Origin of the sequence: Micromonospora kangleipakensis (assembly GCF_004217615.1) — a bacterium.
Classification (GTDB): Bacteria; Actinomycetota; Actinomycetes; order Mycobacteriales; family Micromonosporaceae; genus Micromonospora; species Micromonospora kangleipakensis.
In genome coordinates this window covers 2,076,932-2,100,059 of record NZ_SHLD01000001.1, presented here as the reverse complement: position 1 = coordinate 2,100,059, position 23,128 = coordinate 2,076,932, and the positions used below count along the sequence as shown (strand labels likewise).

Below are 23,128 nucleotides of genomic sequence, written 5' to 3'. Positions count from 1 at the left end.
GGTCACTCCTCGACGCTGATCAGATGGGCGAGCTGGTGCACGTCGCGCTTCTGGTGGTACTCCTCAATGGTGAGGCTGCGCAGCCGCGAGTTGCTGCCGGTGGGGTTGTCCACGAAGCCGACGGCGGAGACGTACGGCTCGATCACGTGGATCTTCTGCAGCGGAGTGACGATGAGCAGCTGCAGCCCGAGCCGCTGGAACAGCGCGAGCGCGAACCGGGTCGACTCGTCGGAGCCACGGCCGAACGCCTCGTCGATGACGACGAAGCGGAAGGTCTGGCCGCGGTCGGTGGGCAAATCGAGCTTGAACTGGTAAGCCAGGGACGCGGCAAGGATCGTGTAGGCGAGCTTCTCCTTCTGCCCGCCGGACTTGCCGCCGGAGTCGCTGTAGGTTTCGTGCTCGCTGTCGTCCTCCCGCCACCGCTCCGAGGCCGAGAACACGAACCAGTTGCGCACGTCGGTCACCCGCCGCGCCCACGCCTTGTCGATCTCGGTGAAGCCCGGGCGGCCCCGGAACCGTTCGATGAGCTGCTTGACCTGCATGAACTTCTGTTCGGAGTACTGGTCGCTGTCATCGCGGGCAAGCGAATTGTCGGTGCAGGCCCGCAGGTCGTTGATGAAGTCGCGGATCTCCACGTTGGGTGTGCGGTTCCCCTCCAGCCGGATGTAGCGGCCGGGGTTGTAGTCGATGCCCACGAGAGACCGGTTGATCGTGTCGATCCGTTCCCGGATGAGGTCGGCCTGCTTGTGCAACTGCGAGTGGAAGCCTGCGATGTCGCGGATGGTGTTGGTGTTGAGGTACGTCTTGAACTCGCTCTCGAAGCGCGGCAGGTCGTCGCGCACCAGCCGGTCGTCCATCGCCCGGTATTCCGGCGCGGACTGGATCGAGCTGTCTAGCTCGGCGGCCTCGACCGGGTAGGTGTTGCGGAAGTCCTCCATGGCACGCACCGCCCGGTTGCTGGCCAGTGTCTGCCGGTGGGCCGCCTCGTTGCGGTCTTTGGTGAGCTGCCCCTCGACGGCGTTCCGCAACTGGTCGTAGTCCTCCGGGCTCGGCAGCGCGGTGTCCCCGACCAGCTCGGCCATCGCCGCGAACCAGGGTTCCGCGTCCCGCACCGCCGGCTCCCGCAGCAGCGCCTCGGCGTCGCGCTGGCCGTGCGCGGCCTGTTCCAGATGTACGTCGGCCTGGGCGATGCGGCGCTGCAGGTCGTCGCGCTCGATGCTGCCGCCGTCGATCGCCTCGAGCACCGACTTCAGCTGCGCGGTGACCCGCTCCAGTTCCCGGGACGAGCGTTCGAGCTGCTGCTTCTCCTGGCGCAGCCGCCGCACCCGCTGTGCCGAGGACTGCCAGTCGATGTCGGTGAAGTCGGTGAACTCGACGAGCTTGCCCAGCACGCCGAGCCGGCGGTTGAGCGCGCCGAGCCGATCGCCGGCAGCGTCCCGCGCCTTCGTTGCCTGCGCCTTGTCGGCGGTCAGTACGCGCGCCTTGGTCAGCAGCGCATCGATCTTCAGCTCGATGCTCCAGCCCAGCACGTAGGTGCTGCGGTCGTCGATGCGGCTGCGGTCGTCCTTCTCGTGCCGGCCGCCGGTGTCCTTAACCTGGCCGGCCCTGGTGATCGCCCGTTCGGCGCGGCGGAACTCGTCGATCGTCTGCAGGCACTCGTAGCCGGCTCGGCGGCGCAGCTGGCGCTCCAGCCAAGGCTGGAACGGCGATTCCCGCATTTCCAGCTTGGCGAACAACTGCCGGTCGGCGTCGGCCGGCAGCGGCTCCGCCTGCCGGGGCAGCGTCGCCGGTACCCGGTAGTAGACGAGACGGCCGCCGAGATGGTGGCGGTCGACCCAGCCGGCCACGGCCGGGTAATGCTCGTCCGGCACCAAGATCGACAGCGCGAACCCGCGCAGCAGCCGCTCCGCCGCTCCCTCCCAGTCGGCGGCGTCGGCCCGGACCTGGATCAGCTCGCCCACGAACGGCAACGCCGCCTCCGGCAAATCCAGCTCGGCGCAGATGCGCGCCCGCATGTCCAGGTTTCGCCGGGGAATGTTGCTGCGCCGCTCCTGCAGGCTGCGCAGCTCGGCATTCACCTCCGTCTCCTGCTGCTCCAGCTCCCGCACCCGCACCGCGGCGTCGGTCAGGTCGTTCTGCAGGGCAGCGCGCTGCTCCTCGGCGCCGGTCAGCTCGTCGGCGACCTCCCGTTGCCGGGCGGTGAACTGCTCGATCGCCTCCACCGCCGGTAAGTCAGCGTTGGCCAGCAGCCCGCTGAATCGCTCGAAGCGGCGCCATCGTTCGTCGCGGGTGCTCTCGGCGTCGGCGATCTGCCGTTCCAGTTCGGCGATCCGGTCACCGCCGTGCCCGGCGCGCTCAAGCTCCAGGCGCTGCCGCTCGCCGTCCAGGTCGGCCAGCCTGGCCCTGGTGGCGGACAACTGCGCACGCAGCTCCGCGAGCTCGGCGGTGTGCGCGGCGACCCGGGCGGCATACAGCTCGGCCTTGCCCCGCGCGCAGAAGTACGGCAGCGCCTCCCTCTTGGCGTCCAGCTCGCCGATCGTCTGGCCGTACGCGTCGTAGGCGTCGCACGCGTCGAGCAGCGGCTTCAGCGCGGCCAGCTGTTGGCGGGCCTTGACCACCGCCTCGTGCGCCTTGGTCAGGTCCTGGAAGTGCTCGACGAGGCGGCGGATCCAGTCGCCGGTGTCGAACGGCTCCAGCATGTGGTGGCGGACGAAGTCGTTGAGATCACCGACCGCCTTCATCGACACGGTCTGGTGGAACAGCTCCATCGCCTGGTCCGAGGCAATGCCGAGGCGGCGACGGAAGTCCTTGCCATACTCCGGGAAGTGGTCGTACACCTTGGCGCCGGACTGGCGCAGCCGCCGCTTCAGCTGGCCGATCTCCGAGCCGAAGTCGGCGAAGTCGCCGGCAATGCTCAGCTCCTGACCGGAGGTCACGTAGAAGCGCTCCGGCTGGCCCGGGTTGCCGTCGTGCAGCCAGAACACCTGCGCCAGGCTGACCGTCGCCCCGCTGACCGGCTCCGCGAAGACGCCGAGCAGCACCGAGTAACACGAGCCGCGGCGCAGGCCGACCGGCTCGGACGCGCCGGTCTTCTCGTTTCGCTCCGACTTGTAGTGGCCCTGCACATAGGAGCGCAGCGAGCGTTCCCGAATGTCGGCGCCGGCCGCCTTGTTGTACGAGATCCGGTTGGCCGGCAGCAGCAGCGTGGTGATGGCGTCGACGACGGTGGACTTGCCGGAGCCGATGTCCCCCGTGAGCAGGGCGTTGGCGCCGTCGAGGCGCAGCATCCAGACCCGGCCGTCGAACGTGCCCCAGTTGTGCAGCTCCAGCCGTTTCAGGCGAAACCCGGCGAGGGTCGACGGCACCTCGAGCGCGCTCACTTCGGTCAGGGTTTCGGTCATCTGGTCGCCTCCAGCTCGGCGGCGTACTCCGCCAGCCGCGCGTCGAAGTCCGCCAGCCACTGCGCGTCGACGAAGGCCTTGATGATGCGGCGTACCTCGTACGTCGCCTCGGCGTCGTTGATGCGCCGCAGGAACCCCAGCTCCACCACTTTGCCGATGTGCGTGTCGATCTGGTCGATCAGTCGGGCCTCGCTGGTCGACGCGGGCAGGAAAACCGCGCACTGGTCCACGATCTGTTGCCGGGTCAGCACGAGCCGGGTGTCGGCGTTGCTGGCGTCGAATTCGGCGAGCTTCTTGCGCAGCAGCGCCAGCAGCAGGCTGACGTGGAACGACAGCGCCCGGCGAGGGATGAGCCGGCGGATCGCCTGCTGCCCGTCCGCCTCGTCGTCGCCCGGCTGGGAGCGCAGGAACGCGTACCCCTCCGCTTCGTCGATGACGACGGTGAGGCCGAGCACGGCGACATAGTCGCGGACCTGCGCCTGCAACCGCATCAGGTGATGCCACGGCACCGGGTGCGTGTCGCGGTAGACGACCCCTTTCATCAGGTGGACAGCCGCCACCGACAGGCTCGGCTCCTCCCTTCTGGTTGCGGCCATCACACACGATCCAATGCCGGAACCCTGCGCAGGAACGAGACGGCGGGCAGGAGCGCGGTCCGAGTCCGCCCGTCCGGGTCGTACCACCGCACCTGGTCTCGCCGGTCCTCGTCGAAGACGACGTCGAAACCCGGGTCGCGCAGCGACAGGTATGTCACCAGCTCGGCCAGGCCCTGCTCCAACGGGCGGTTGGCCAGGACCTCTGGCAGGGAAACCTGCGAGCTGCGCCGCAGCGCGGCGCGCACGGCATCGGTCAGCGGGACCGGGTCGACATGCACCTGCTCGAACAGGCGGGAAACGTCGACGTCGGGCTCCCCGGTGTCGACCGTGCTGTCCAGCGGCTGCTTCGCCCGAGGCCGGTACAGCGGACGCTCCATCGGCAGCACGACCTGCGGGGCGGCCGCATCGAGCTCGAAGACCAGCCCGTCCGTCCGCTGGTCGCGCAGCGCCAGCGCGTGCGTCTCGATGCCGCGCAGGAGGTCCATCACCCGCCGGTTCTCCAGCCATACCTGGTCGTCGAGGAACCGGCGCAGCTGCTCCGACAGCAGCCGTACGGTTGCCTGGGTGCGCTCTGCGGCGTCGAGCCAGTCGTAGTGGATGCGCCGCATGCGCGGATCGGATGCCCCGATGACGTCGAGCGACTGCACCCGGGCAAGCAGGTCGCTGAACTCCTGCTGGCGTTGCGGAGACAGCAGGAAGTCGTAGAAGGCATGGAAGCTGCGGCCCTGGTCGGAGTCGGCGATCGCGTGCCGGCTGCCGACGACCTCGTCGAGCAGCTCGCCCTTCGAGCCGCTCCACGTGGCGATCTTCTCGCGCAGCGCCCGATCGAGCGCCCGGAAGTTCGCCTCAACCTCACGGAAGTCGGCGAGCAGCCCCCGCGCGGTTGCCACGAACTGCTGGTACCGATCGCGCTGCGCCGCTCCGTCGAGCACCTCCACCTGACCGGCACGCACCTTGGCGATCTCGGCGTCGATCGCCTCACGACGCGCTTGCAGCTCCGCCAGCCGGGCGTCCGGGTCGGTCTCCGCGCCGTAGACCATCTGACGCAGCAGCTCGAGCACGATGTTGAGCCGGGACTCGGTACCGACGAACGACCGGGCCTGCAGCGACTGCACCCACGACAGTGCCCGCTCCACGGCCGGAGTCGCGTCGAAATGCACCTGGTCCGAGTCGGGCGGATAGTACTTGCGCAACCAGCCGACTTCCGGCTGCGCCCAGTCGTCGAGGTACGACTTGGCGGCGCGCGGGAAGGTGCCCGCGCCGAGACGCTCATTGAGTGCGAACAGCTCGTCCTCCAGTCGCGCGGTCAGCTCGACGCCAGAAATGGAGCGCACGTTCTCCTCGACGAACACCCGCCCGAGGAAGCTCAGCACCAGAGCGGCGTGGTCGGCGCGCAACAGCCGCCACGCTGCGTTGTTGCGGCGCAGCCACTCGACCTCGTCGAACTCCATCGTCACCGCCGTATGCCCGTCCCTAACCGCTCAGCCAACTGTCGCCCATGTTAGAGACCGGGAGTGACATCCGGCTCTGGCCAGTGGCCGGTGGCCCGGACGGCGAACGCCAGACCGCGGGGTCGGACGGGATTCATCGGTCCGGGTGCGGTGAGTTTCCCGGCGCCCGACGGTCCTACCGGGGTGAGGACCTCCGCGATCTCCTTCGCCGTCGGCGGGACGCTGGCCCGCGCGGACATCCCCGCCCTCTGCGCTGAGCTGGCCGAGGTGCTGCGCGGCCGGGACCGTGGCGTGGTGGTCTGCGACGTGACCGGGGCACGCCCCGACGTGGTCACCGTCGAGGCGCTGGCCCGGCTGGGCCTGACCGCGCGGCGGCACGGCTGGCGGCTCGTGGTGAGCGGCGGCAGCGCCGATCTGCTGGGACTTGCCGACCTGCTCGGCCTGACCGACGCGTTATGGGAGCCGGTCGGGCAGCCCGAACAGCGGGAACAGGCGGGCGGTGTCGAGGAAGTTGTTGACCGCCGCGATCCGTCCCCCTGAGATCTCCAGCACGATCAGCGCCCAGGGGTCGTGGCCCGAGCCGTCGAGGCTGGGGCGGTACTGCCCGAACGCCGGCAGGCCGTTGGCCACCACTGGCACCAGGCGGGAGCCCCGGCAACCGCTGCCCGTTCCGGCCATCCAGGCGAGGATGTCGTCGTGGCCGCGCAGCCACAGCGGCAGCGGCGGCATGGACAGCGTGGCGTCCTCGTGCAGCAGCGTGGTGAGAGCCTTCAGGTCGTACGCCTCGAATGCGCGCACGTACCGCGCGAGCAGCGCCTTCTGCTCGTCGTCCAGCGGCCGGTAGACCTCGGCGGCGGTGTCGGTGGTGGCGAGGGTGGCCCGGGCCCGCTGCAGGGCGCTGTTGACGCTCGCCACCGTGGTGTCGAGCAGGTCGGCCACCTCCTGGGCCGACCAGGCCAGCACCTCGCGCAGGATGAGCACAGCCCGCTGCCGCGGCGGCAGGTGCTGCAGCGCGGCGACGAACGCCAACCGGACGGACTCGCGGCCGGCGACCACCTCGGCCGGGTCGCTGCCCTCCGGCAGGACCCGGCTGTCCGGGGCCGGGCCGACCCAGATCTCGTCGGGACGCGGCTCGCCCGGGTGGGTGGCGCCGCCGGACCCGGCGGGACCGAGGTCCATCGAGCGGACCCGACGCTGCGCGCTGGCGAGCATGTTGAGGCAGACGTTCGTCGCGATCCGGTACAGCCAGGTCCGCACTGCCGACCGCCCTTCGAACCGCTCGAAGCTGCGCCACGCCCGCACGAAGGTGTCCTGTACGGCGTCCTCGGCCTCGAAGGCGGAGCCCAGCATCCGGTAGCAGTAGCCGGTCAGCTCCGGCCGGTACGCCTCCAGCTGTGACTCGATCGGGGCGCTGGTCGCCACGTCACTCACGCCGACAAATCTAGCCGGTACCCCGCTGGTCCGGGCCCGGCGAAAATCCGTGCCGCCCACGGCGATGAGTCTCCGGCGTTCGCCCGGTCACTAGGGCATCGGATGCCGACACGACACGAGGAGCACCTCATGACCACCACGCAGCGGACCGCCGAACCCACCACCTCCGTGCAGTACGCCGAGGTCAACGGCGTCAACCTGTACTACGAGACGCACGGGGCCGGCCGCCCGATGATCCTTCTGCACGGTGGGCTCGGCTCGGGTGAGATGTTCGGGCCGATCCTGCCCACGCTCGCCGACGGGCACCAGGTCATCCTGGTCGACCTGCAGGGGCACGGCCGGACCGCCGATGTCGACCGGCCGCTCGACATCACGCTGATGGCCGACGACGTCGCGGCCCTCATCGACCACCTCGGTTTGGAGAAGCCGGACGTCGTCGGCTTCTCCCTCGGCGGCGGCGTCGCGCTCCAGGTCGCCATCCGCCACCCGGAGAAGGTGGGCCGCCTGGTTTCGGCGTCGGCGAACATCCGCCGCAGCGCCATCTACCCCGAGATGCTCCAGCAGCAGGGCCAGGTCTCCGGCGCGGCCGCCGAGTTCATGAAGGACACCCCGATGTACGAGCTGTACCAGCGGGTGGCGCCTCGCCCGGAGGACTTCCCGCGGCTGCTGGACAAGATCGGCGAGGCGATGGCGAAGGACTTCGACTACACCGAGCAGGTCCGCGGCCTGCAGGTGCCGACGCTGGTGGTCGCCGCCGACGCCGACATGGCGCCGCCGAGCCACTTCGTCGAGGTCTTCAACCTGCTCGACGGCGGGCTGCGCGACGGCGGCTGGGCGGGCGAGGGGCGGCCGAAGGGCGGGCACGCGCTGGCCATCCTGCCCGGGCTGACCCACTACGACCTCGTCGACTCCCCGCTGTTCGCCGCGGTCACGCTCGCTTTTCTCGACCAGGAGAGCTGACCCTGGTCCTGTCGCCGGGCGCGGCGGCCAGCCGGTTGGCCGGCCGCCGCGGCTCGCGTCGGTGGCGGCGGTCAGTTCCCGCTGCGGTACGGGCCGTCCACATAGACGAGCGCGTCGCCGACGGCTCGTTCGGTCGACCCGCTCGGCCGGTTGACCAGGGCTCCCTCGACGGACATCGCGGTGGAGCCGCCGCCGTCGAGGTTGATCGCATCGTCCATGCCGAGCGCCTGGGCGACGGCGGCCGTCTCGTCCATGGTGGTGCCGACGCTGGTGGTCTGGCGGCCGTCGATGGTCGCGAGCACGATCTTGCCGTCGCGGGTGGTGCCGGCGATGGTACGGGGGTTGCGGTCGAAGAAGCTGCCGGAGCCGTCCGGCACGACGACCTGGCCGTCCGCCGTCAACGGGTACCGCCCGGTCACCCCGAACAGGCCGGGCCGCACGGGAAGCTCCTCACCGTTCTGGTCGGCCAGGGTCGAGGTGCTGCTCACGCAGCCCTGCCCGGTCACGTCCAACAGGGCCACGGTGTCCCGCCCGGTGGCCTGCAGCGAGGTCTGGCCGGCGGCCAGCATGGTGCCCCGGGTGGTCGAGGTGCGCACCACGCAGCCGAGCCGGTCGAGCACGACCTCCACGCCGGCACCGGACGGGGTGGCCGAGGCGAACTCGGGGGTGAAGTCGACGACGTCGCCGGGGAGGCTGCACTGCGTCTGGTCGGCGAGCGCGGCGCAGCCGGCGGGCACGACCGGTGGGTGGTTGATGAACTCCAGCGGCAGGGTGGCGTCGGTCTGCCGGTTCCGTACGCTGCCCGACCAGGTCAGCTTCCCGGTCAGGGCCCGGTTGCTGTTGGCGTCGACGACGAAGTTGACCTCGGCCGGGTCGGTGGTGGGCTCGCTGAGCAGCTTCCCGCCGAACAGCCCGAGCCCGACCGGGTCGCCGGGGTAGAGCTGGCTGGCGGTGAAGGTGAAGAAGGAGGCGTTGACCCCGGCCAGGGCGCCGGAGGCGCGGACGAGTTCGGTGGTCTTCTCGACCTGGCTCAGGTTGGGGCCGTACGTCGCCTGCAGGTGCCCGCGGGCCTGGCTCGGGTCGATGGTGAGCACGTTCACCACCCACGGGCCCCGCGTGGTGGTGTTGAGCTGGTCGGCCGGCGCCGGCTCGGTCCCCCGCACGATCCGGGTGAGGGTGACGCCGTCGGCCAGGGCGCGATCGGTACGTACCTCGGTCAGGTCGCTGTCGCCGAGCGGAAGGGTGCCGGCGGCGGCCTCGGCACGGGCCCCCGGAACGACACCGAGAGCCACCGCGGCGAGGGTGGCCGCCGCGATCGCCCCGGCCCGGCGGAAGCGGGACAGGTCAGGAGTGGAAACTGTCATGTCCGTGACCCTGGCGGCGCCACGGAACCAGGTACCCGACACTATCTGACAACCAGTCGAACTCTGGTGTAAAGAATTTACGCGGGAGGAGGCGGTCGTGAGCGGCACCGACAAGCCGATCGGCTACTGGCTCAAGCACCTGCACAACCTGATCGAGGAGCAGTTCGACGCGACGCTGGGCGACCTGGGCCTCGATCGCCGGCAGTGGCAGATCCTGAACCTGCTCTCTCGCGGGGCGCGCAGCCGCGGCGAAGTAGAGCAGGCGCTCGCACCGTTCTGGCCGGATGGCGTACCCGAACTCGACGCCGCCCTCAACGGCGCCGACGGCCTGGTCACGCGCGGATGGGTGGGGTACGACGCCGACGCGCTCACCCTGACGGAGCAGGGCCGCGCGGCACACCGCACGGCGGCTGACCGCGTCGGCGAGACGCGGCGGCTGCTGCTGCGCGGGCTCACCCCGGAGCAGTACGCCGAGACCGTCCGGATCCTGTCGGTGATGGCCGGCAACCTCGAGGCGGCCTTGGCCGGCCGCGCGGCGGGCGGCAAACAGGACTGATGGGCCTGCGGCCCGTACCTCGGCCGGCAGGAAGTCGCCGCGTTTTCAATGACGCGGCTTCGGCACCTGCCGGTTGAAGCGGGGCTTGAGGGCCAGGACCAGGGTTTCCTTCGTACCCTCCGGGTTGTCGGTCTCCTGCCAGCGGACCTCGCGCTGGCCCAGCCAGTCGGCGATCTCAGCCGCGGAGGCCTCGTGGCCGAGCTTGTCGAGGAGGTGGCCGACCTGCTCGTGCAGTACCGACGAGTCCCGACTACCCGTCAGGTGCTGCCGCAGGCGATTGCGCAGGTTTCCGGTATAGCCGACGTAGACGACCGTACCGCGGTCGAGGACCGCGTGCACGCCGGACGAGCGGGGAGCGCCGGCGGCGGCTTCCATCGTGTACGGCTGGGGAGGCGTGAAGGTGGCCAGAAGATCCTCGGCGTCGAGCATCCCCGGACGCTACCGGTGTCAGCCCTCCCCCGGGGTCCCGCACGTTCCGGGGTGCCCGTCCCGAAGCCGGCAGCGGCGGCCGCCATCGAGCCGAGCGTCGCACCAGACTCGGTGGCGGAGATGCTGCCTGTCCTCCTCGCTGAGGGTGGTCTCGCCGAAGTCGAGAGCGGCGACATGGCCGAGGGAGTCGCGCAGTGCGGCGGCCAGGTCAGCGGCGGCGGCGAGGCTGGTCAGGGTGGTGGGCAGGTGGATGATCCAGCGGGGTGCGGTCATGGGCGCCACCGGTTGTTGAGTGACCAGTCGGGGTCGGTGTTGCGGCAGCCGGTGTGGCGGGACTGCCACTGGCGCAGCGCCTGGCGGATGCGTTCGGCCTCGGAGTTCGCGGTGGTCAGCTCGCGGCGCAGGCGGTCGAGTTCGTCGGCGAGCTGGTTGAGGTAGGCGTGCACCTGGTCGGGGTCGAGGCCGCGCCATCGGGTGTCGAAGGCGGCGACCCGGACCTGGTGCGGTTGCAGGCGTTCCCCGGTCACGTAGATCACGGCTGCCTCGCGGTCTGTTCGGCGACCAGGGCCTCGATTTCGCGCTCGCTCAGGCCACGGCGGGTCAGGACGCGGCGGCCCCAGCGGTGTAGGCGGCAGGGGTGTGGGGCGCGGTCGTTGCGGCAGCGCGGGCCGTCGGGCCACTGCTCCGCGGCGTGCACGGTGACGGCCTTGACGGCGAAGGTGACGTCTTCGGCGGTGACGTAGGGCGGTAGGGGTAGTTCGCCGAGGATGTCGTCGATCGAGTCCATGTTCCTCCCTGGTCGGTGCTCACACCATCGTTGGTGATGGTGGGGGCATGGTTGCGGCGCCGAGGCGGGCGGGGTCGACCGGTACGACCGCGCGTTCCTACCGACCGGAGCCCAGCACCCACCCCGGGCCTGCTTGGTACTCCGCTGCAGTAACCGGAGAGGCTGGGTGAACAGCCGCACCCGGGTGCGAGCGGCTTGGTGAGCTTCTTGGCGTCGGAGCAGCGCGCTGGCCAGCGGAGATTCGAGTAATCCGACTGGCCGAGGCGGATGCTGCTCCGACGAAGGATCCACCGCAGTGCCTAGCCGGGGTGTTTCCTCGCCTTCGCACCTTACCGTCATTACTGGTAAAGTCAACGTTGCCCTTGAAGTCCTCCCGGCTCCCGTGATCAGATGTGTGGGCCTAGCTGGGAGTACTTCGCATGCCCGCACCACGGAAGTTTGAGCCGCACTACCGGCGAATCATCGCCGACGTCAGGGAGCGCATCGCCTCAGGCGAGTGGCCCCCGGGCCACAAGCTGCCGTCCACAAAGGCGCTCGCCGAGATGTACGAGGTCGGAAGCCAGTCGACTGTCCGCCAGGCCATCACGATTCTCATCGAGACGGGTGAGCTGTACGGCCACCAAGGCTTGGGCGTCTTCGTCGCCGAACGAGCCACCGACCCGTCCAGAGAATGAGCGAGGGCAGACCCCTAGCCATCGACGGAACTTGAGCGCCGCCGGGTCAGGGGCAGCGCAGTGCGAGAAAACGGTCCGGGGTGAGCGGGGCCGCGCAGGGCAGTGCGGCTGCGGTAGACGGTCATCGTCACGGGATCCATTCCAGCAGGTGGATCCGTTCGGCGAGCACCCCGGCGGCGAGCAGCCGCAGCCGCGACCCGGCCAGCATCAGCGGCGGCCCGCAGAGATACACCGCCTGGTCGGGGTGCAGACGGTCGAGGGCGAAGGCGAAGGTGAGCGCGTCGCCCCGCTCCCCCCCGGCTGGGCGAGGGATCGCGGGAGAACACCGGGGCGGTCCGCAGCCAGCCTTGGCGCGTTGGAGCTTGTCAAGGCTGACCGCGTCGCACAGGTTGGCGACCGTGCGGGCCACGATGACCAGGGTCACCCGCAGCCGTCCGGCGCGGTGGCGACCTGCTCGACCAGAGCGCCGCGGCGCGAGTCCGGTCCCGCCAGCCACCAGCAGCAGGCCCCGCTCGTCGCCCAGATGCAGCCCGGTGTGGCCGGGGGGCGGAGGCGGAGCAGTCCGACATGGCGGGCAAGGCGACCCACCGGACATAAGTCAGAGGACGTTCGGTGCCTGCCGTCCGACCTTCAACACGTGAAAGATGTTGCCATTGGGGGGTAAGGGGTGGGCCTGGTGAGTGACGACCACGACGTAGTCGAACGCAAGATTCTCGAGCCCGATCCCGGGTTGATCAAGAGCTTAGGGATGCACCACACGCTCGAGTCGGCGATCGCCGATCTGGTCGACAACAGCATCGACGCGTTGGCGTCTCATGTCTTGATCCGGTTCGAGACAGACAGTGGCCGACCGACCGGACTGACCGTTGTCGACGACGGTCACGGGATGAATGGCAATCAGATCGATGAGGCGATGCGTCTGGGCCGCCAGAGAGACTACGGCTCTGGCGACCAAGGGCACTTTGGCATCGGCTTGAAGGCCGCCTCGTTCAGCCACTCAGATACGCTCACCGTGTGCTCGACGCCTGACCGCAACGAATACCACGGTCGGCGCCTGCGCCGAGGAGACGTCCAACGGGATTACGGCTGCGATGTGCTCGACCCCGCATCGGTTTGCGACGACGTCGACTATCTTCTCGACCGGTTAGACGCGAAGTCGGGGACCGTCGTCAGATGGTCAGACACCCGTTTCCCCAGGGTCACAGGTCTGGCCAAGGGCGACTGGCTGGAAGACTCGAAGACTCGACTGCGGATGCACCTCGGCTTGATCTATCACCGGCTGCTGGGTGGGGGACGCCTGCGGATCGACATCGAGATCTTCGACCTCGGCATGGGCGAGGCGGGCTCGCCCGAGCCGGTCGCGGCGATCAACCCACTCGGCTTCGCCGCCTCCGCCGTGTCCGGGTACCCGAGGACATTGGTCGCCACGGTTGGGGACGAAACCGTACGACTCGAATGCCACATCGTGCCTCCAAAGTCGAGTGGGCCTTCGTTCCGCCTCTACGGGCGAGATGGCGCCGAGTTCCAGGGACTCTATATCTACCGAAGCGACCGACTGCTGCAGATCGGCGGTTGGAACGAGGTGATCACCAAGGACAAGAATCGAGCGCTGGCGCGCGTGGTGATCGATGACTTCGCCTCTCTGAACAGGTTCGTTCGCATGAACCCGGAGAAGAGCGGGATCATCTTCTCCCACGACCTCGGCGCTGGCATCGCCGATGCGACGACAGCGTCCGGCGACGACAACTCGGTCTCGTTCAGGGACTACATCGCGCGGGCCGAGGCCGTTCTGGTCGAGTCGCGGCGCAGGCGGCGTGCACGCCCTCCCGTCGCGGAACCGTCCAAGGGACTGCACGAGGAGATCCGGCGGGTGATCCGGGCCGAGATACCGCTACGCCAGCATGAGGATCCGATCGAGATCCGGTGGCGCCGCATACCGCGTGACAGGTTTCTCGAGCTCGACCTCAACGAACGGGTCATCTACCTGAACCAGCACTACCGGCAGATGCTGACCGGCGGGAAGACCGGACTCAGCGATGCGCCATTGCTGAAGACCCTCGTCTTCCTCCTCACCGAGAGGGTCTTCGAAGGCCATCACTGGGGACCGCGGGATAGGGACCTCGTCGACATGTGGAATGCCGTTCTCGGCGCCGCGGTGCAGACAGAGTTTGGCTACCGGGAGGACGGGCGACAGCCGTGACGGCGGCGTCGAGGCAGCGTCACCTTGCGCGTTCTGCGCTGGAGGAGTATCTGGCACATGCGGTGCCAGCGACGATCGTCGTGCCGGGTGAACCCGCCTGCCGCATCATGTTCGACCCGCCGCGCTGTGAGATGACCTTGCGGACACCCCACAGCGACGAGGACCTGCCGGACCTCGCCAGCTACGAGCACGTCGAGACCCGCGTCGCCATCACCGGCGGGATCGCGTGGTCGGAGATCACCATCCGCTACGGCGCCAACGGGCACGAGGCGTACCTGCTGCTGAGCGACATCGCGGACATGATCCAGCAGAACCGGCTTCCGTTCCCGGCCGCGGTGCTGTCGGCTCTGAACACCTTCCAGGATCTACTCGCACGCACGGGGACGCTCAGCCCCGAGAAACAGACCGGGCTCTACGGAGAGCTGCTGTTCTTGGAGTCATGCCTGACCACGATGGCCGCCGAGTCGGCGATCGGGGCCTGGAAGGGGTGTGCACCCAATGAGCACGACTTGGTCCTCCCCGGCGTGTGCTTCGAGATTAAGACCACCAGGACGGAGAAGCGTCGCCACAAGATTGGCAGCCTGGAACAACTCGAGCCCCTACCTGGCGTGCCGTTGTGGCTGCTGTCTGTCCAGCTCACCTCCGCCGGCCCGGGAAGTGGCCGAACCCTCACCGAACTCGTCGACGACGTGTGCGAGGCGGCCGGCCCTGCACGGGCGACCGTCGAATCGATGCTCGCCCATGCGGGATGGCGCGACCGAGATCGTGCCCTGTACCGAGAACACCAGACCCTGCGAACCGTACCCGCGGCCTATCTCGTCGACCACGACTTCCCTGTGTTGAACCGCAGGAGCCTACAGCACGGCTGCGCGCAGCCCGGTCTCATCGTCGATGCCGTCTACACGATCGACCTCACCTCGCTGCAACACGGTGAACCACCCGCTCCCGCCGACCGCTTCGTCCAAGGAAACGACTAAACATGCCGAAGCCGCCCATCCAATGGGAGTCCGACCTGGTCGCAGCCGTGGCCGCACTCGGACCCAAGGGTCCTGCCAACCTCTTGAAGTACGTCAACATCGACCGCGAGGACGACGAGGTCGTAACGGCAGACGACCTACAGGCGCTCCTCGACACCCATAACCAACAGGACAGTCACGGGGTGCGCCAGCTCGCTCTGGCGCTGGCCGAATGGGACTTCGCCGAGGAACCGGGATGGGATTCCGGTGGCGACCCGACTGCGCCGCGAACCACGGAACGACGTACTCTGGTCTACAGTCTGCTACGGCTGCCGCTGGCCGCGGCGACCAGGTTGGACGAGATCGCACCGGTCGCGACGATGCGAACGGCGGTCATCAGTACCCGGTGGGAGCCCTGGTACGACGAGAAGCGGCGAGCACACTCGGCGTTCTACTGGCCGCACTACCGCGACTACCTGTTGAACCAGAGGCATTGGTCCGCCGAGTCGGTGGCCGCTCTGAACAAGGCGACCAACGAAGTGATCGAGCGCATCTCCGATCCCAGTTCCGAAGACACCTACCAGTCCAAAGGCCTCGTGGTCGGTTACGTGCAGAGCGGTAAGACGGCCAACTTCACCGGCGTCATCGCCAAGGCGATTGATGCCGGATACCGGCTCATCATCGTCATGACCGGAACCATCGAGCTGTTGCGCTCGCAGACCCAGCGTCGCCTGGACCGTGAACTCGTCGGCGTCGAGAACCTCACCCGGGGACTGGACGACGGAGAGGCTGCCGAGGAGTTCGACTACGCCGACGATGACGACTGGCTAGCCGGCAGGTTCATCCGCCACGGAGACAATTTTATTGCACGGGGCTATCCGGGTATCGAACGGATGACGCTGCTCCATGACGACTACAAGCGCCTCAAACAAGGCCTCAGCCGCATGCAGTTCCACCTGCGAGACCGCTCGAAGCCGTTCTGGGATCCCGAGAACCTGATGCCCGCGGACGCCCGACTAGTCGTCGTCAAGAAGAACAGCAGTGTGCTGAAGAAGCTAGCTCAAGATCTGAAGCCGCTGAAGCACAAACTCGCGGAGATCCCAGCGCTGATCATTGATGACGAATCAGACCTTGCTTCGATCAACACCAAGAACCCGCAGAAGAGCAAGGACCGCACCGCCATCAACAAAGCCATCACCGACCTACTCGGTCATCTGAAGCGTGGACAGCTGGTGATGTACACGGCAACGCCGTTCGCCAACTTCTTTGTCGACCCGGACGACAGCAGCGACATCTTCCCCAAAAACTTTATTCTGGCGCTCGACCGGCCTCCGGGCTACATGGGGGTCGAAGACTTCCACGACGTCGGCTGGAACAGCGAGGACGACAAGACCGACCCGGCCACATCCAACGAATGCGCGTACATCCGCCGAGTCGGTCCACCCCCGGATGCGCAGGACGACGCGCAGCGCGACAAGCGTAAGGCGGAGATGCAGGCCGCTCTGGACTCCTTCGTCCTCGCTGGTGCGATCAAGGTGTACCGCGAGAATAACGGCGCCACGCGCTACCGGCACCACACGATGCTTGTCCACGAAGCCACGGACACCGACGCGCACCGCGACCAAGCCGACCTAGTACGCGAGGTGTGGCGCGAGGCCAAATACGGCACCCCCGAGGCGCTGGCGCGACTCCGGCAACTCTGGCACGCGGACTATAAGCCCGTCTGCGACGCCCGCGCCGACGGCTTCGCCGTCCCAGACGATTTCGATCTGCTTAGGGAGCCGCTCGGCGAGGCCTGCCGCCGCATCAAGGAAGTCGGCGACCCCATCCTCATCGTCAACAGTGACACCGATGTCCAGAAGAACCAGCAGGCCCTGGACTTCGACCGCAACAGCGTCTGGCGGATCCTCATCGGCGGTGCCAAGCTCAGCCGAGGCTTCACTGTCGAGGGACTGACCATCTCCTTCTACACCCGCAAAGCCCTTCAGGGTGACACGCTCATGCAGGCTGGCCGCTGGTTCGGGTTTCGGCACGGATACCGGGACCTGGTCCGCCTGTTCATCCGCCGCGACCCTGACGACGCATTCAATCGCATCGACCTGTACGAAGCCTTCGAAGGTCTCATGCGCGACGAGATGTCGATGCGCGAAAGACTGCGGGACTACGAGGGCTTCAACGACGACGGGACACCCATCCTGGAGCCGTGGCAGGTACCGCCCATCGTCAGCCAACACCTGCCCTATCTTAGGCCGACGGGCCGCACCAAGATGTTCAACGCCGAAATCACCAGCTCGGGAGACGCCGGCAGCTTGAAGGACTATTACGGCCTCCCCCTGCGCAAGGACAGCCAGGCCAAGAAGGCCAACTACGAGCTCGTTCTTCCCCTGCTGCAAGCGGCGCGCGAGCGCATGACCCTCACCGCCAGCAGAAGAAGACCCGAAGACTCGATCACAAGGTTCGACGCCCTCGTCGGTGTCGTGCTGGCCAAGGATTTCCTACAAGCGCTCGGCGCCATGGAATGGCATCCAGACTATCGGGAGAAGGTCTTCAAGCCAACACTGCGCTTCTACGAAAAGCTGGTCGCGGGTGGGCGCCTGGACGAGGTCGTGGTCATCTGGCCGCAACTCACCAAGTCAATCGAGGTCCGCGACCTCCCCGGCCTCGGCCACGCACAGATCATCACTCGTGGCAGAAGGACCGCGCCGAGGATCGACTTCGTCGGTAGCGACGCGAAGCACCGTGACGCGCCCGAGCGTATCGCGGGTGCGCGGAAGACAATAGTCGACGCTGAATCCGACGCTCTGCGCGATCCCGCTGGCCGGCGAGGCGCGGCTCTGCTCTACCTAGCAGCGGACATCGCATCCTATGGTGAAGGCAAGTGCCGCGCCGCCGACCTCCCGAGCAATCCGCACACGGGCGACTTGGCGACATTGGTGTCAATCGCAGCACCCGCCACTGCGACACCGCATGGCCGATCCGTCATCGAGTGGACCGTACGGCGGAAAGACCAGAAGGGGACGCCGACGATTCCTCAGTCGTAGGACTGCGCCCGGTCGGGCAGCAGATCCACCTCGCCACCGGGCCACGACTCGAGAGCTGGCTGCGGCGGGCCTCTGCATGACCTTCGGGCGGTTCGCCGACGGCTGGGTTACGAGCCGGTAGCGTGCGCGCTAACTGCATTCAGCCGGAGGCGTTAGTCGGGGCTGTTCACGCAGAGTCCGAAGGTGGCAGGATGTGATCATGAAGCCCCGCATCGTCCGGACGCACGACATCCTTCGCTATGCGCGCGATGCAAGCCCGCATGAAGAGACGCTGGACGGCTACCTCAACTACTACTTCGTGACGTCGTCGCCAGACGGTAGTCTGCCCCGCATCCAGCTGGAACGAGGAATCAATGCGCCCGCAAACGTCCACGGGCCGGACGGGGTACGACGGCCTGTCGTTGCGCTACGATCCAGCCCTTGGAAGGCTGGGCACGCAACCAATCCTTGGTACGACGAGTTCGACCTGAACCACGGCCGGGTTCGCTACTACGGAGACCACAAGGCAACCACCCCAGGCTCGCTCGGCACCACCGCCGGCAACAAGGCCCTGATCGAGGCCTGGCCCCTCTTTGCAGCTACCAGCATCAAGGACCGGCTGCTCGCCCCGCCACTCTTACTATTCCGCTCGGTGACGGTCGAGCGGGACGGGCAGGCCCTGGTGAAAGGCCACGTGGAGTTCTGCGGGGTCGGCATCATCCAGAGTCTCGAGCAGGTCGTACAGCAGGACGGAAACACGGGCGGCAGCTTCCCGAACCTTGCCCTGGATATCGCCGTTGTAGACGCCTCCGACCGCGGCGACGCATTCGACATGCGCTGGATCGACGACCGCCGCAATCCCGATCTGGACAGCCTTCAGGCGAACCGATACGCCCCGCTCTCGTGGAGTCGCTGGGTCAGGGAGGGTAACCACGCCTTTCCGCAGATCCAACGCTCCGTCATTCCCCCACCCCGAACAGGCTCCTGAGAAGCCTTGCCATCGATAAAGACCGCAACTAATGGGAACGTTCGGCAACTGCGGTGGTGGTCCATGGCAGACGATGGTCCGGTGTAGGTGATCACGCGCGGCGGCTGGAGTGGATCTTCACGTTCAGTGGTGCGGCCAGCTCACTTCGGTCGGCTGGTCCCGCCTGATCGCCAAGCCGGAGGCCGCAATCGCTGACGACTGCCGGGCCGCCAGTGGGAAGTCGACCGGCCCGCTCAGGCGCTGCTGGTCGTCGCTTGGTGGCGCAGGAACCGGAACATGCGGCAGGTCCGCCGGTGTATGGTGCGTCGCGCTCCCCCTCGGACCGGTTTATCGACGCCCTCAGACCACTCCTGGCCCTCGCGCCAGATCGGCGCCGCCCGATCGACCAGACCGCCAGCGTCGACGGCATCCTCATCCCCACCCCGGACCCACCGACACCTGGCCACGCGAAGCAAGAACTACCGCTCCTCGGCCAACCCCCCTGTCGTCATTGACGCCAGCAACCGCTTCCTCACGGACACCCTTGGCGACCCGCAGCCCGGCAATCGCAACGGACAACAGTTCAAAACCGGACCTAGACTTGATTGCTGCAATGTCGCGGACACCAACCTGCAACGCGGCGGGTGCTAGACGAGTAAGTCCGAAGTCCTTCGGGTCTGTGCAGACAGGCGAAGGGTGTTGAAGATCAGTTTGTGACGACCGACCTCAACACCCTTCTGACCGCACTGTACGTGAAGATCGATGACTGGCTGGGACGGCCGCCCCGGGCCGGACGGCCACCGCGGTTGTCCGACGCTGAGCTGCTGACCCTGGCAGTGGCGCAGGTCCTGCTCGGGGTCCGTTCCGAGGCCCGCTGGCTGCGGTTCGTCCCCGGTCACCTACCTGGCGCGTTTCCGTACCTGCCGGGCCAGTCCGGGTACAACAAACGCCTCCGGGCCGCGCTGCCGCTACTCAAACGCGCCATCCGAGCCGTCGCCGAGGACACCGACCTGTGGACCGACGGCGCCTGGGTCGTCGACTCGACCCCGGTGGAGTGCGGCCGGTCCCGGCCGACGGTGAAACGCTCGGGCCTGGCCGGGTGGGCCGGCTACGGCTACTGCGCCTCGCACTCGAGGTTCTTCTGGGGCCTGCGCCTGCATCTGGTCTGCACCCCGTCCGGCCTGCCGATCACCTGGGCCCTGGCCAACCCGAAAATCGATGAACGGCAGGTGTTGACCGCGATCCTTGAAGACGACCCGGACCTGATCTCGCAACGTCCCGGGCTGCTGATCATCGCGGACAAGGGCTACGTGTCCGCCGAGTTGGACCGCTGGCTGGCTGAGCGCGGAGTCCGGATGCTCCGCCCGTCCTACCGCAACCGCACACCACGACCCGGCGAACACCTCCTGAAACCGATCCGGCAACTCATCGAGTCGGTCAACGACACGCTCAAGGGCCAACTCGACCTCGAACTACACGGCGGACGCAGCATCGAAGGCGTCGCCGTCCGCGTCGCGCAACGCCTCCTCGCGATGACCGCCGCAATCTGGCACAACCGCACCACCGGCCAAGCCGTCACCAGGTCCCTGATCGCCTACGACCACTAACCAAGGAGTTCGGACTTACTCGTCTAGGAGACCCAAAGAAGCACCCGCCCCTCGCTTTCGGCTCTCCGAAGCACCCGATTTGCAACTTTTCATGGAATATTATTCATTGTATGGCTGTTTCCCATCCCGTCGCGGCCGCCGCAGCCGATCGTCAGACCGGATGGCCAGTTCGAACCGATTGCTGGCCCGAACGGCTACTTCTTGACTGCCGCCGGACGCCGTAACCCGCCGGCGCGTCCCCTTGCGCCCACCCAGCCAGCGCCAGCTATCGTCTACCTTCAAGCCGATCATGGCCTAAGGGTGGCTCGGAAGCACGGAGCGGAGCGGAAAACATGCATACCGTTGTCGACCTGTTCGCGGGCTGCGGCGGCGGATCCATGGGATTCGAGAAGGCCGGCTTCAAGACCCTCGCCGCGATCGAGATCGACGCAGACGCCGCGGCGGCCTTCGCCTTGAACGTAGGCGTGAAGCCGATCGTCAAAGACATCCGCGACGTGTCTGTCGAGGAGCTCCAGGCCGTCGGCGTCCAGACGGGGGAGCTGACTCTACTGTTTGGCTGCCCTCCATGTCAGAGCTTCACCGTGCTTCGCAGGGGAAGCGCCGCCAGTGATCATGACTTGCGGCGAAACTCTCTGATCTTCGAATATCTCCGACTGGTTGAAGTCCTCCGGCCACGCCACATCGCATTCGAGAACGTCCCCGGCCTTGTAAACGGCCGGTGGTCGGAGTACTTCGAAATCTTTCGCGAGGAACTCGATGCGATGGGATACCGGATCGCCTGGGACGTGATCGACGCCGCGGACTACGGCGTGCCGCAACGACGCAAGCGGGTTCTCGTCATCGGCAGTCGCGTCACCGAACCGCAGCTTCCTGAGCCCACGCACGGCCCCAAAGGGGCTAAAAAGCCGTACGTCACGGTGCGGCAGGCGATTTACGGCCTGCCGGAGTTAGCGCCAGGTGAAGCTGATTCGCACGATCCCTTCCACAAGGCCCGTCGCCACAGCCAGCTCGCCCTACGCAGGTTGGCCCACATCCCCGAGGGCGGCGGGCGGGCAGATTTGCCCGAGGAGCTCGTGCTCAAGTGCCACAAGAATCACAACGGCCATTACGACATTTACGGCCGGATGTGGTGGGACCGCGTAGCACCTACCCTCACCTCTGGCTGCACCAACGTGACCAGGGGACGTTTTGCGCATCCCGAACAGGACCGCGCAATCACCCTTCGCGAGGCGATGCTGCTGCAGACGTTCCCGCGGAGAGCGGAGCTGCGCGGCACCCACGATGCAATGGCACTGCAAGTAGGCAACGCGGTCCCTAGCCTGCTTGCAGAACGCATCGCCGAAAAAATCGCTCAGATGGAACGCCAGTCCGTGCCGGCTCTCAACGAGGACAGCAAGCTGGCGAAGTCCGTGGATGAGATTGGTAAGGTCCTCGTCCCATAGCGGTGTCAGACTGGCGTTGCGGGCATACGCACGGCTCGTGTGACCGCTACAACCATGTCAGAAACATCGTCATGGGACCAGAAACGAAGGACCCTCCAGCCGCGGGATTGGAGGTGTGCGGTCGTCTCCGCGTCCCGGCGTCGGTTTGCTTCGAGCTTGGACGCCCACCACGCCTGATTACTCCGTGGAACCATGCCGTGTTCGGGGCAGCCGTGCCAAAAGCAACCGTCGACGAAGACAGCGACCTTCACGCGGGTGAAGGCGATGTCGATCGTTCGGCGTCGCCAATCCGGTACCGGCAGCTGCACCCGATAGCGAAGTCCCTGGGCATGCAATAGCCGGCGTAGCTGAACCTCCGGCCCGGTGTCCCGACGCGGAAGGCGACTCATCTGCGCCGAAACCATGGGCGACGAGGGCACCATCGGAGGTGCCGGCGCCGCAACTTGCTCGGCCGACATCATGCTCAACCCGCCCGTCCGCAGCCTGGACCCCCGATGACCAACCGTACCTAGGAACTCTATGCCGCCCGCCTCGTGGTCGGCCCGGCCACACAGGCATGGGCGGGTCCGACCACGAGCGCCCGGCTCAATATTCGTCGTCGACGTCCGGCTGCGGGAACCAGCTATCGAGCGGGACGCGTCCGAGATAGGTGTACGCGACGACGTCCGTGCCGACCGGCGCGAACAGCTCACGCGCCTCGTTGATGTAGATGCTGCCCCCTGCCCTCTTGTACTTGGACCAGCGGCGCACGACTTCGCTGGCCGAGGCCAGGTAGTCCGACAGGTACTCGTCCCGCTGCCGCCCAGGCCGGATCTGTCGGCGGCAGCAAATGTCGTCTCCGGACGCCTTTAGGGTGTACTTGACGCCGACGCGCGGACCGACCCAGCGGTCACCCGGAGATAGGTTGCCGGGCGCGACCGGGGAGATCCTCGTCCCGTCCAGATCGAACTCCAAGAGCCGGTCGTAGCGCCCCGCGTACAAGGTCCCTCCACCGGCCTTGACGAGCACGTGCCGCCACTCGTTGATGTAGAACACGCCGGAAGGGGGCTCTCCGTGCTCTCCTTTCACTTCGGCCACCATCTCGACAAGTCGCGAATGCTGGTCCGTGGTCAGGAGAGCCCGTTCTCGCCTGTCCACTACGTAGACGAGTCGGATGTGCCCATCGGCGGTTACCCGGTACTTGGCATCGGTCTTGGCCGACGATGGCTCGATCCAGGGGTATGCCCGCCGTTGCTTGGGTACCGTCACTTTCACCCTCGGTTGTAGTTGGATTCAAAAAATTTCGGG

At 67.4% G+C, this 23,128-nt stretch carries 22 protein-coding genes; 10 read left to right on the top strand and 12 right to left on the bottom strand.

The window, feature by feature from the left end:
- Positions 1-2: 2 nt before the first annotated feature.
- Genes EV384_RS10225 through EV384_RS10215 form a run of 3 tightly spaced genes read right to left on the bottom strand, consistent with a single transcriptional unit; the run spans position 3 to position 5,448 of the window.
- Positions 3-3,401 carry an ATP-binding protein gene (locus EV384_RS10225; RefSeq protein WP_130332326.1) on the bottom strand — a complete coding sequence of 1,133 codons (3,399 nt, stop codon included), beginning with the start codon at positions 3,399-3,401 and terminating at the stop codon, positions 3-5.
- Positions 3,398-3,997 carry a DUF4194 domain-containing protein gene (locus EV384_RS10220; protein ID WP_197699041.1) on the bottom strand — a complete coding sequence of 200 codons (600 nt, stop codon included), beginning with the start codon at positions 3,995-3,997 and terminating at the stop codon, positions 3,398-3,400. Before EV384_RS10220 ends, EV384_RS10225 begins: the two co-directional genes overlap by 4 nt.
- Positions 3,997-5,448 (bottom strand): DUF3375 domain-containing protein, encoded by a 1,452-nt coding sequence (locus EV384_RS10215; RefSeq protein WP_130332324.1) that lies wholly within the window; start codon positions 5,446-5,448, stop codon positions 3,997-3,999. Before EV384_RS10215 ends, EV384_RS10220 begins: the two co-directional genes overlap by 1 nt.
- A 183-nt stretch (positions 5,449-5,631) precedes the next feature.
- Here EV384_RS10215 and EV384_RS10210 point away from each other — a divergent pair, with 183 nt between their 5' ends.
- The gene (locus EV384_RS10210; protein WP_165439907.1) at positions 5,632-5,988 is read left to right on the top strand and encodes an STAS domain-containing protein; all 357 of its coding nucleotides are present in this window, start codon (positions 5,632-5,634) and stop codon (positions 5,986-5,988) included.
- On the opposite strand, the gene EV384_RS10205 is transcribed toward EV384_RS10210, so the two are convergent.
- Entirely contained in the window at positions 5,902-6,879 is a 978-nt protein-coding gene (locus tag EV384_RS10205; protein ID WP_130332320.1) for a sigma-70 family RNA polymerase sigma factor, read from the bottom strand. The genes EV384_RS10210 and EV384_RS10205 overlap by 87 nt on opposite strands.
- Before the next feature lie 168 nt (positions 6,880-7,047).
- Between EV384_RS10205 and EV384_RS10200 the strand changes: the two genes are divergently transcribed.
- A complete protein-coding gene (locus EV384_RS10200) occupies positions 7,048-7,839 on the top strand; it encodes an alpha/beta fold hydrolase (protein ID WP_207232574.1) in 792 nt (263 codons plus the stop codon).
- Positions 7,840-7,910: 71 nt separating this feature from the next.
- Here EV384_RS10200 and EV384_RS10195 read toward each other — a convergent pair whose 3' ends face one another.
- Positions 7,911-9,155, bottom strand: a complete 1,245-nt coding sequence (locus EV384_RS10195) for a phosphodiester glycosidase family protein (RefSeq protein WP_423202949.1) — start codon at positions 9,153-9,155, stop codon at positions 7,911-7,913.
- 145 nt (positions 9,156-9,300) lie between these two features.
- Between EV384_RS10195 and EV384_RS10190 the strand changes: the two genes are divergently transcribed.
- Complete coding sequence (locus EV384_RS10190; RefSeq protein ID WP_130332314.1) at positions 9,301-9,759, top strand: MarR family winged helix-turn-helix transcriptional regulator; 459 nt, start codon at positions 9,301-9,303, stop codon at positions 9,757-9,759.
- 45 nt (positions 9,760-9,804) lie between these two features.
- On the opposite strand, the gene EV384_RS10185 is transcribed toward EV384_RS10190, so the two are convergent.
- From EV384_RS10185 to EV384_RS10170, 4 genes are read right to left on the bottom strand one after another with little or no spacing between them, the layout of a single operon-like run.
- Complete coding sequence (locus EV384_RS10185; protein WP_130332312.1) at positions 9,805-10,188, bottom strand: GIY-YIG nuclease family protein; 384 nt, start codon at positions 10,186-10,188, stop codon at positions 9,805-9,807.
- An 18-nt stretch (positions 10,189-10,206) separates the two neighbouring features.
- Positions 10,207-10,470, bottom strand: coding sequence for a hypothetical protein (locus EV384_RS10180; protein ID WP_341273624.1), 264 nt, complete (start codon positions 10,468-10,470; stop codon positions 10,207-10,209).
- The gene (locus EV384_RS10175; protein WP_130332308.1) at positions 10,458-10,724 is read right to left on the bottom strand and encodes a DivIVA domain-containing protein; all 267 of its coding nucleotides are present in this window, start codon (positions 10,722-10,724) and stop codon (positions 10,458-10,460) included. The genes EV384_RS10180 and EV384_RS10175 overlap by 13 nt, the downstream gene beginning before the upstream one ends.
- The gene (locus EV384_RS10170) at positions 10,721-10,975 is read right to left on the bottom strand and encodes a hypothetical protein (RefSeq protein WP_130332306.1); all 255 of its coding nucleotides are present in this window, start codon (positions 10,973-10,975) and stop codon (positions 10,721-10,723) included. The genes EV384_RS10175 and EV384_RS10170 overlap by 4 nt, the downstream gene beginning before the upstream one ends.
- A gap of 419 nt (positions 10,976-11,394) precedes the next feature.
- On the opposite strand from EV384_RS10170, the gene EV384_RS10165 reads away from it, so the two are divergent.
- Positions 11,395-11,649, top strand: a complete 255-nt coding sequence (locus EV384_RS10165) for a GntR family transcriptional regulator (protein ID WP_130332304.1) — start codon at positions 11,395-11,397, stop codon at positions 11,647-11,649.
- Between the two features lie 127 nt (positions 11,650-11,776).
- Here the strand turns inward: EV384_RS10165 and EV384_RS37035 are convergent, their stop codons facing one another.
- Positions 11,777-12,073, bottom strand: coding sequence for a ferredoxin reductase domain-containing protein (locus tag EV384_RS37035; protein ID WP_341273623.1), 297 nt, complete (start codon positions 12,071-12,073; stop codon positions 11,777-11,779).
- A 252-nt stretch (positions 12,074-12,325) separates the two neighbouring features.
- Between EV384_RS37035 and EV384_RS10155 the strand changes: the two genes are divergently transcribed.
- From EV384_RS10155 to EV384_RS10130, 6 genes are all read left to right on the top strand, one after another.
- Entirely contained in the window at positions 12,326-13,849 is a 1,524-nt protein-coding gene (locus EV384_RS10155; protein ID WP_130332300.1) for an ATP-binding protein, read from the top strand.
- On the top strand, positions 13,846-14,826 hold the full coding sequence (locus tag EV384_RS10150; RefSeq protein WP_130332298.1) for a PD-(D/E)XK motif protein: 981 nt from the start codon (positions 13,846-13,848) through the stop codon (positions 14,824-14,826). The genes EV384_RS10155 and EV384_RS10150 overlap by 4 nt, the downstream gene beginning before the upstream one ends.
- A gap of 2 nt (positions 14,827-14,828) precedes the next feature.
- Complete coding sequence (locus EV384_RS10145; RefSeq protein ID WP_130332296.1) at positions 14,829-17,846, top strand: Z1 domain-containing protein; 3,018 nt, start codon at positions 14,829-14,831, stop codon at positions 17,844-17,846.
- Between the two features lie 199 nt (positions 17,847-18,045).
- Positions 18,046-18,813, top strand: coding sequence for a hypothetical protein (locus tag EV384_RS10140; protein ID WP_130332294.1), 768 nt, complete (start codon positions 18,046-18,048; stop codon positions 18,811-18,813).
- A gap of 692 nt (positions 18,814-19,505) precedes the next feature.
- The gene (locus EV384_RS10135) at positions 19,506-20,399 is read left to right on the top strand and encodes an IS982 family transposase (protein WP_130330970.1); all 894 of its coding nucleotides are present in this window, start codon (positions 19,506-19,508) and stop codon (positions 20,397-20,399) included.
- 332 nt (positions 20,400-20,731) lie between these two features.
- A complete protein-coding gene (locus EV384_RS10130; protein WP_130332292.1) occupies positions 20,732-21,841 on the top strand; it encodes a DNA cytosine methyltransferase in 1,110 nt (369 codons plus the stop codon).
- Between the two features lie 5 nt (positions 21,842-21,846).
- Here EV384_RS10130 and EV384_RS10125 read toward each other — a convergent pair whose 3' ends face one another.
- Both EV384_RS10125 and EV384_RS10120 read right to left on the bottom strand, forming a co-directional pair.
- Positions 21,847-22,230, bottom strand: coding sequence for a very short patch repair endonuclease (locus tag EV384_RS10125; protein ID WP_242624454.1), 384 nt, complete (start codon positions 22,228-22,230; stop codon positions 21,847-21,849).
- Positions 22,231-22,426: 196 nt separating this feature from the next.
- A complete protein-coding gene (locus tag EV384_RS10120) occupies positions 22,427-23,089 on the bottom strand; it encodes a hypothetical protein (protein ID WP_130332290.1) in 663 nt (220 codons plus the stop codon).
- Positions 23,090-23,128: the final 39 nt, after the last annotated feature.

Coding starts and splice junctions, on each gene's coding strand:
- EV384_RS10225 (WP_130332326.1), bottom strand. CDS start 3,401: ATGACCGAAACCCTGACCGAAGTGAGCGCGCTCGAGGTGCCGTCGACC.
- EV384_RS10220 (WP_197699041.1), bottom strand. CDS start 3,997: ATGGCCGCAACCAGAAGGGAGGAGCCGAGCCTGTCGGTGGCGGCTGTC.
- EV384_RS10215 (WP_130332324.1), bottom strand. CDS start 5,448: ATGGAGTTCGACGAGGTCGAGTGGCTGCGCCGCAACAACGCAGCGTGG.
- EV384_RS10185 (WP_130332312.1), bottom strand. CDS start 10,188: ATGCTCGACGCCGAGGATCTTCTGGCCACCTTCACGCCTCCCCAGCCG.
- EV384_RS10170 (WP_130332306.1), bottom strand. CDS start 10,975: ATGGACTCGATCGACGACATCCTCGGCGAACTACCCCTACCGCCCTAC.
- EV384_RS10165 (WP_130332304.1), top strand. CDS start 11,395: ATGCCCGCACCACGGAAGTTTGAGCCGCACTACCGGCGAATCATCGCC.
- EV384_RS10145 (WP_130332296.1), top strand. CDS start 14,829: ATGCCGAAGCCGCCCATCCAATGGGAGTCCGACCTGGTCGCAGCCGTG.
- EV384_RS10140 (WP_130332294.1), top strand. CDS start 18,046: ATGAAGCCCCGCATCGTCCGGACGCACGACATCCTTCGCTATGCGCGC.
- EV384_RS10130 (WP_130332292.1), top strand. CDS start 20,732: ATGCATACCGTTGTCGACCTGTTCGCGGGCTGCGGCGGCGGATCCATG.
- EV384_RS10125 (WP_242624454.1), bottom strand. CDS start 22,230: ATGAGTCGCCTTCCGCGTCGGGACACCGGGCCGGAGGTTCAGCTACGC.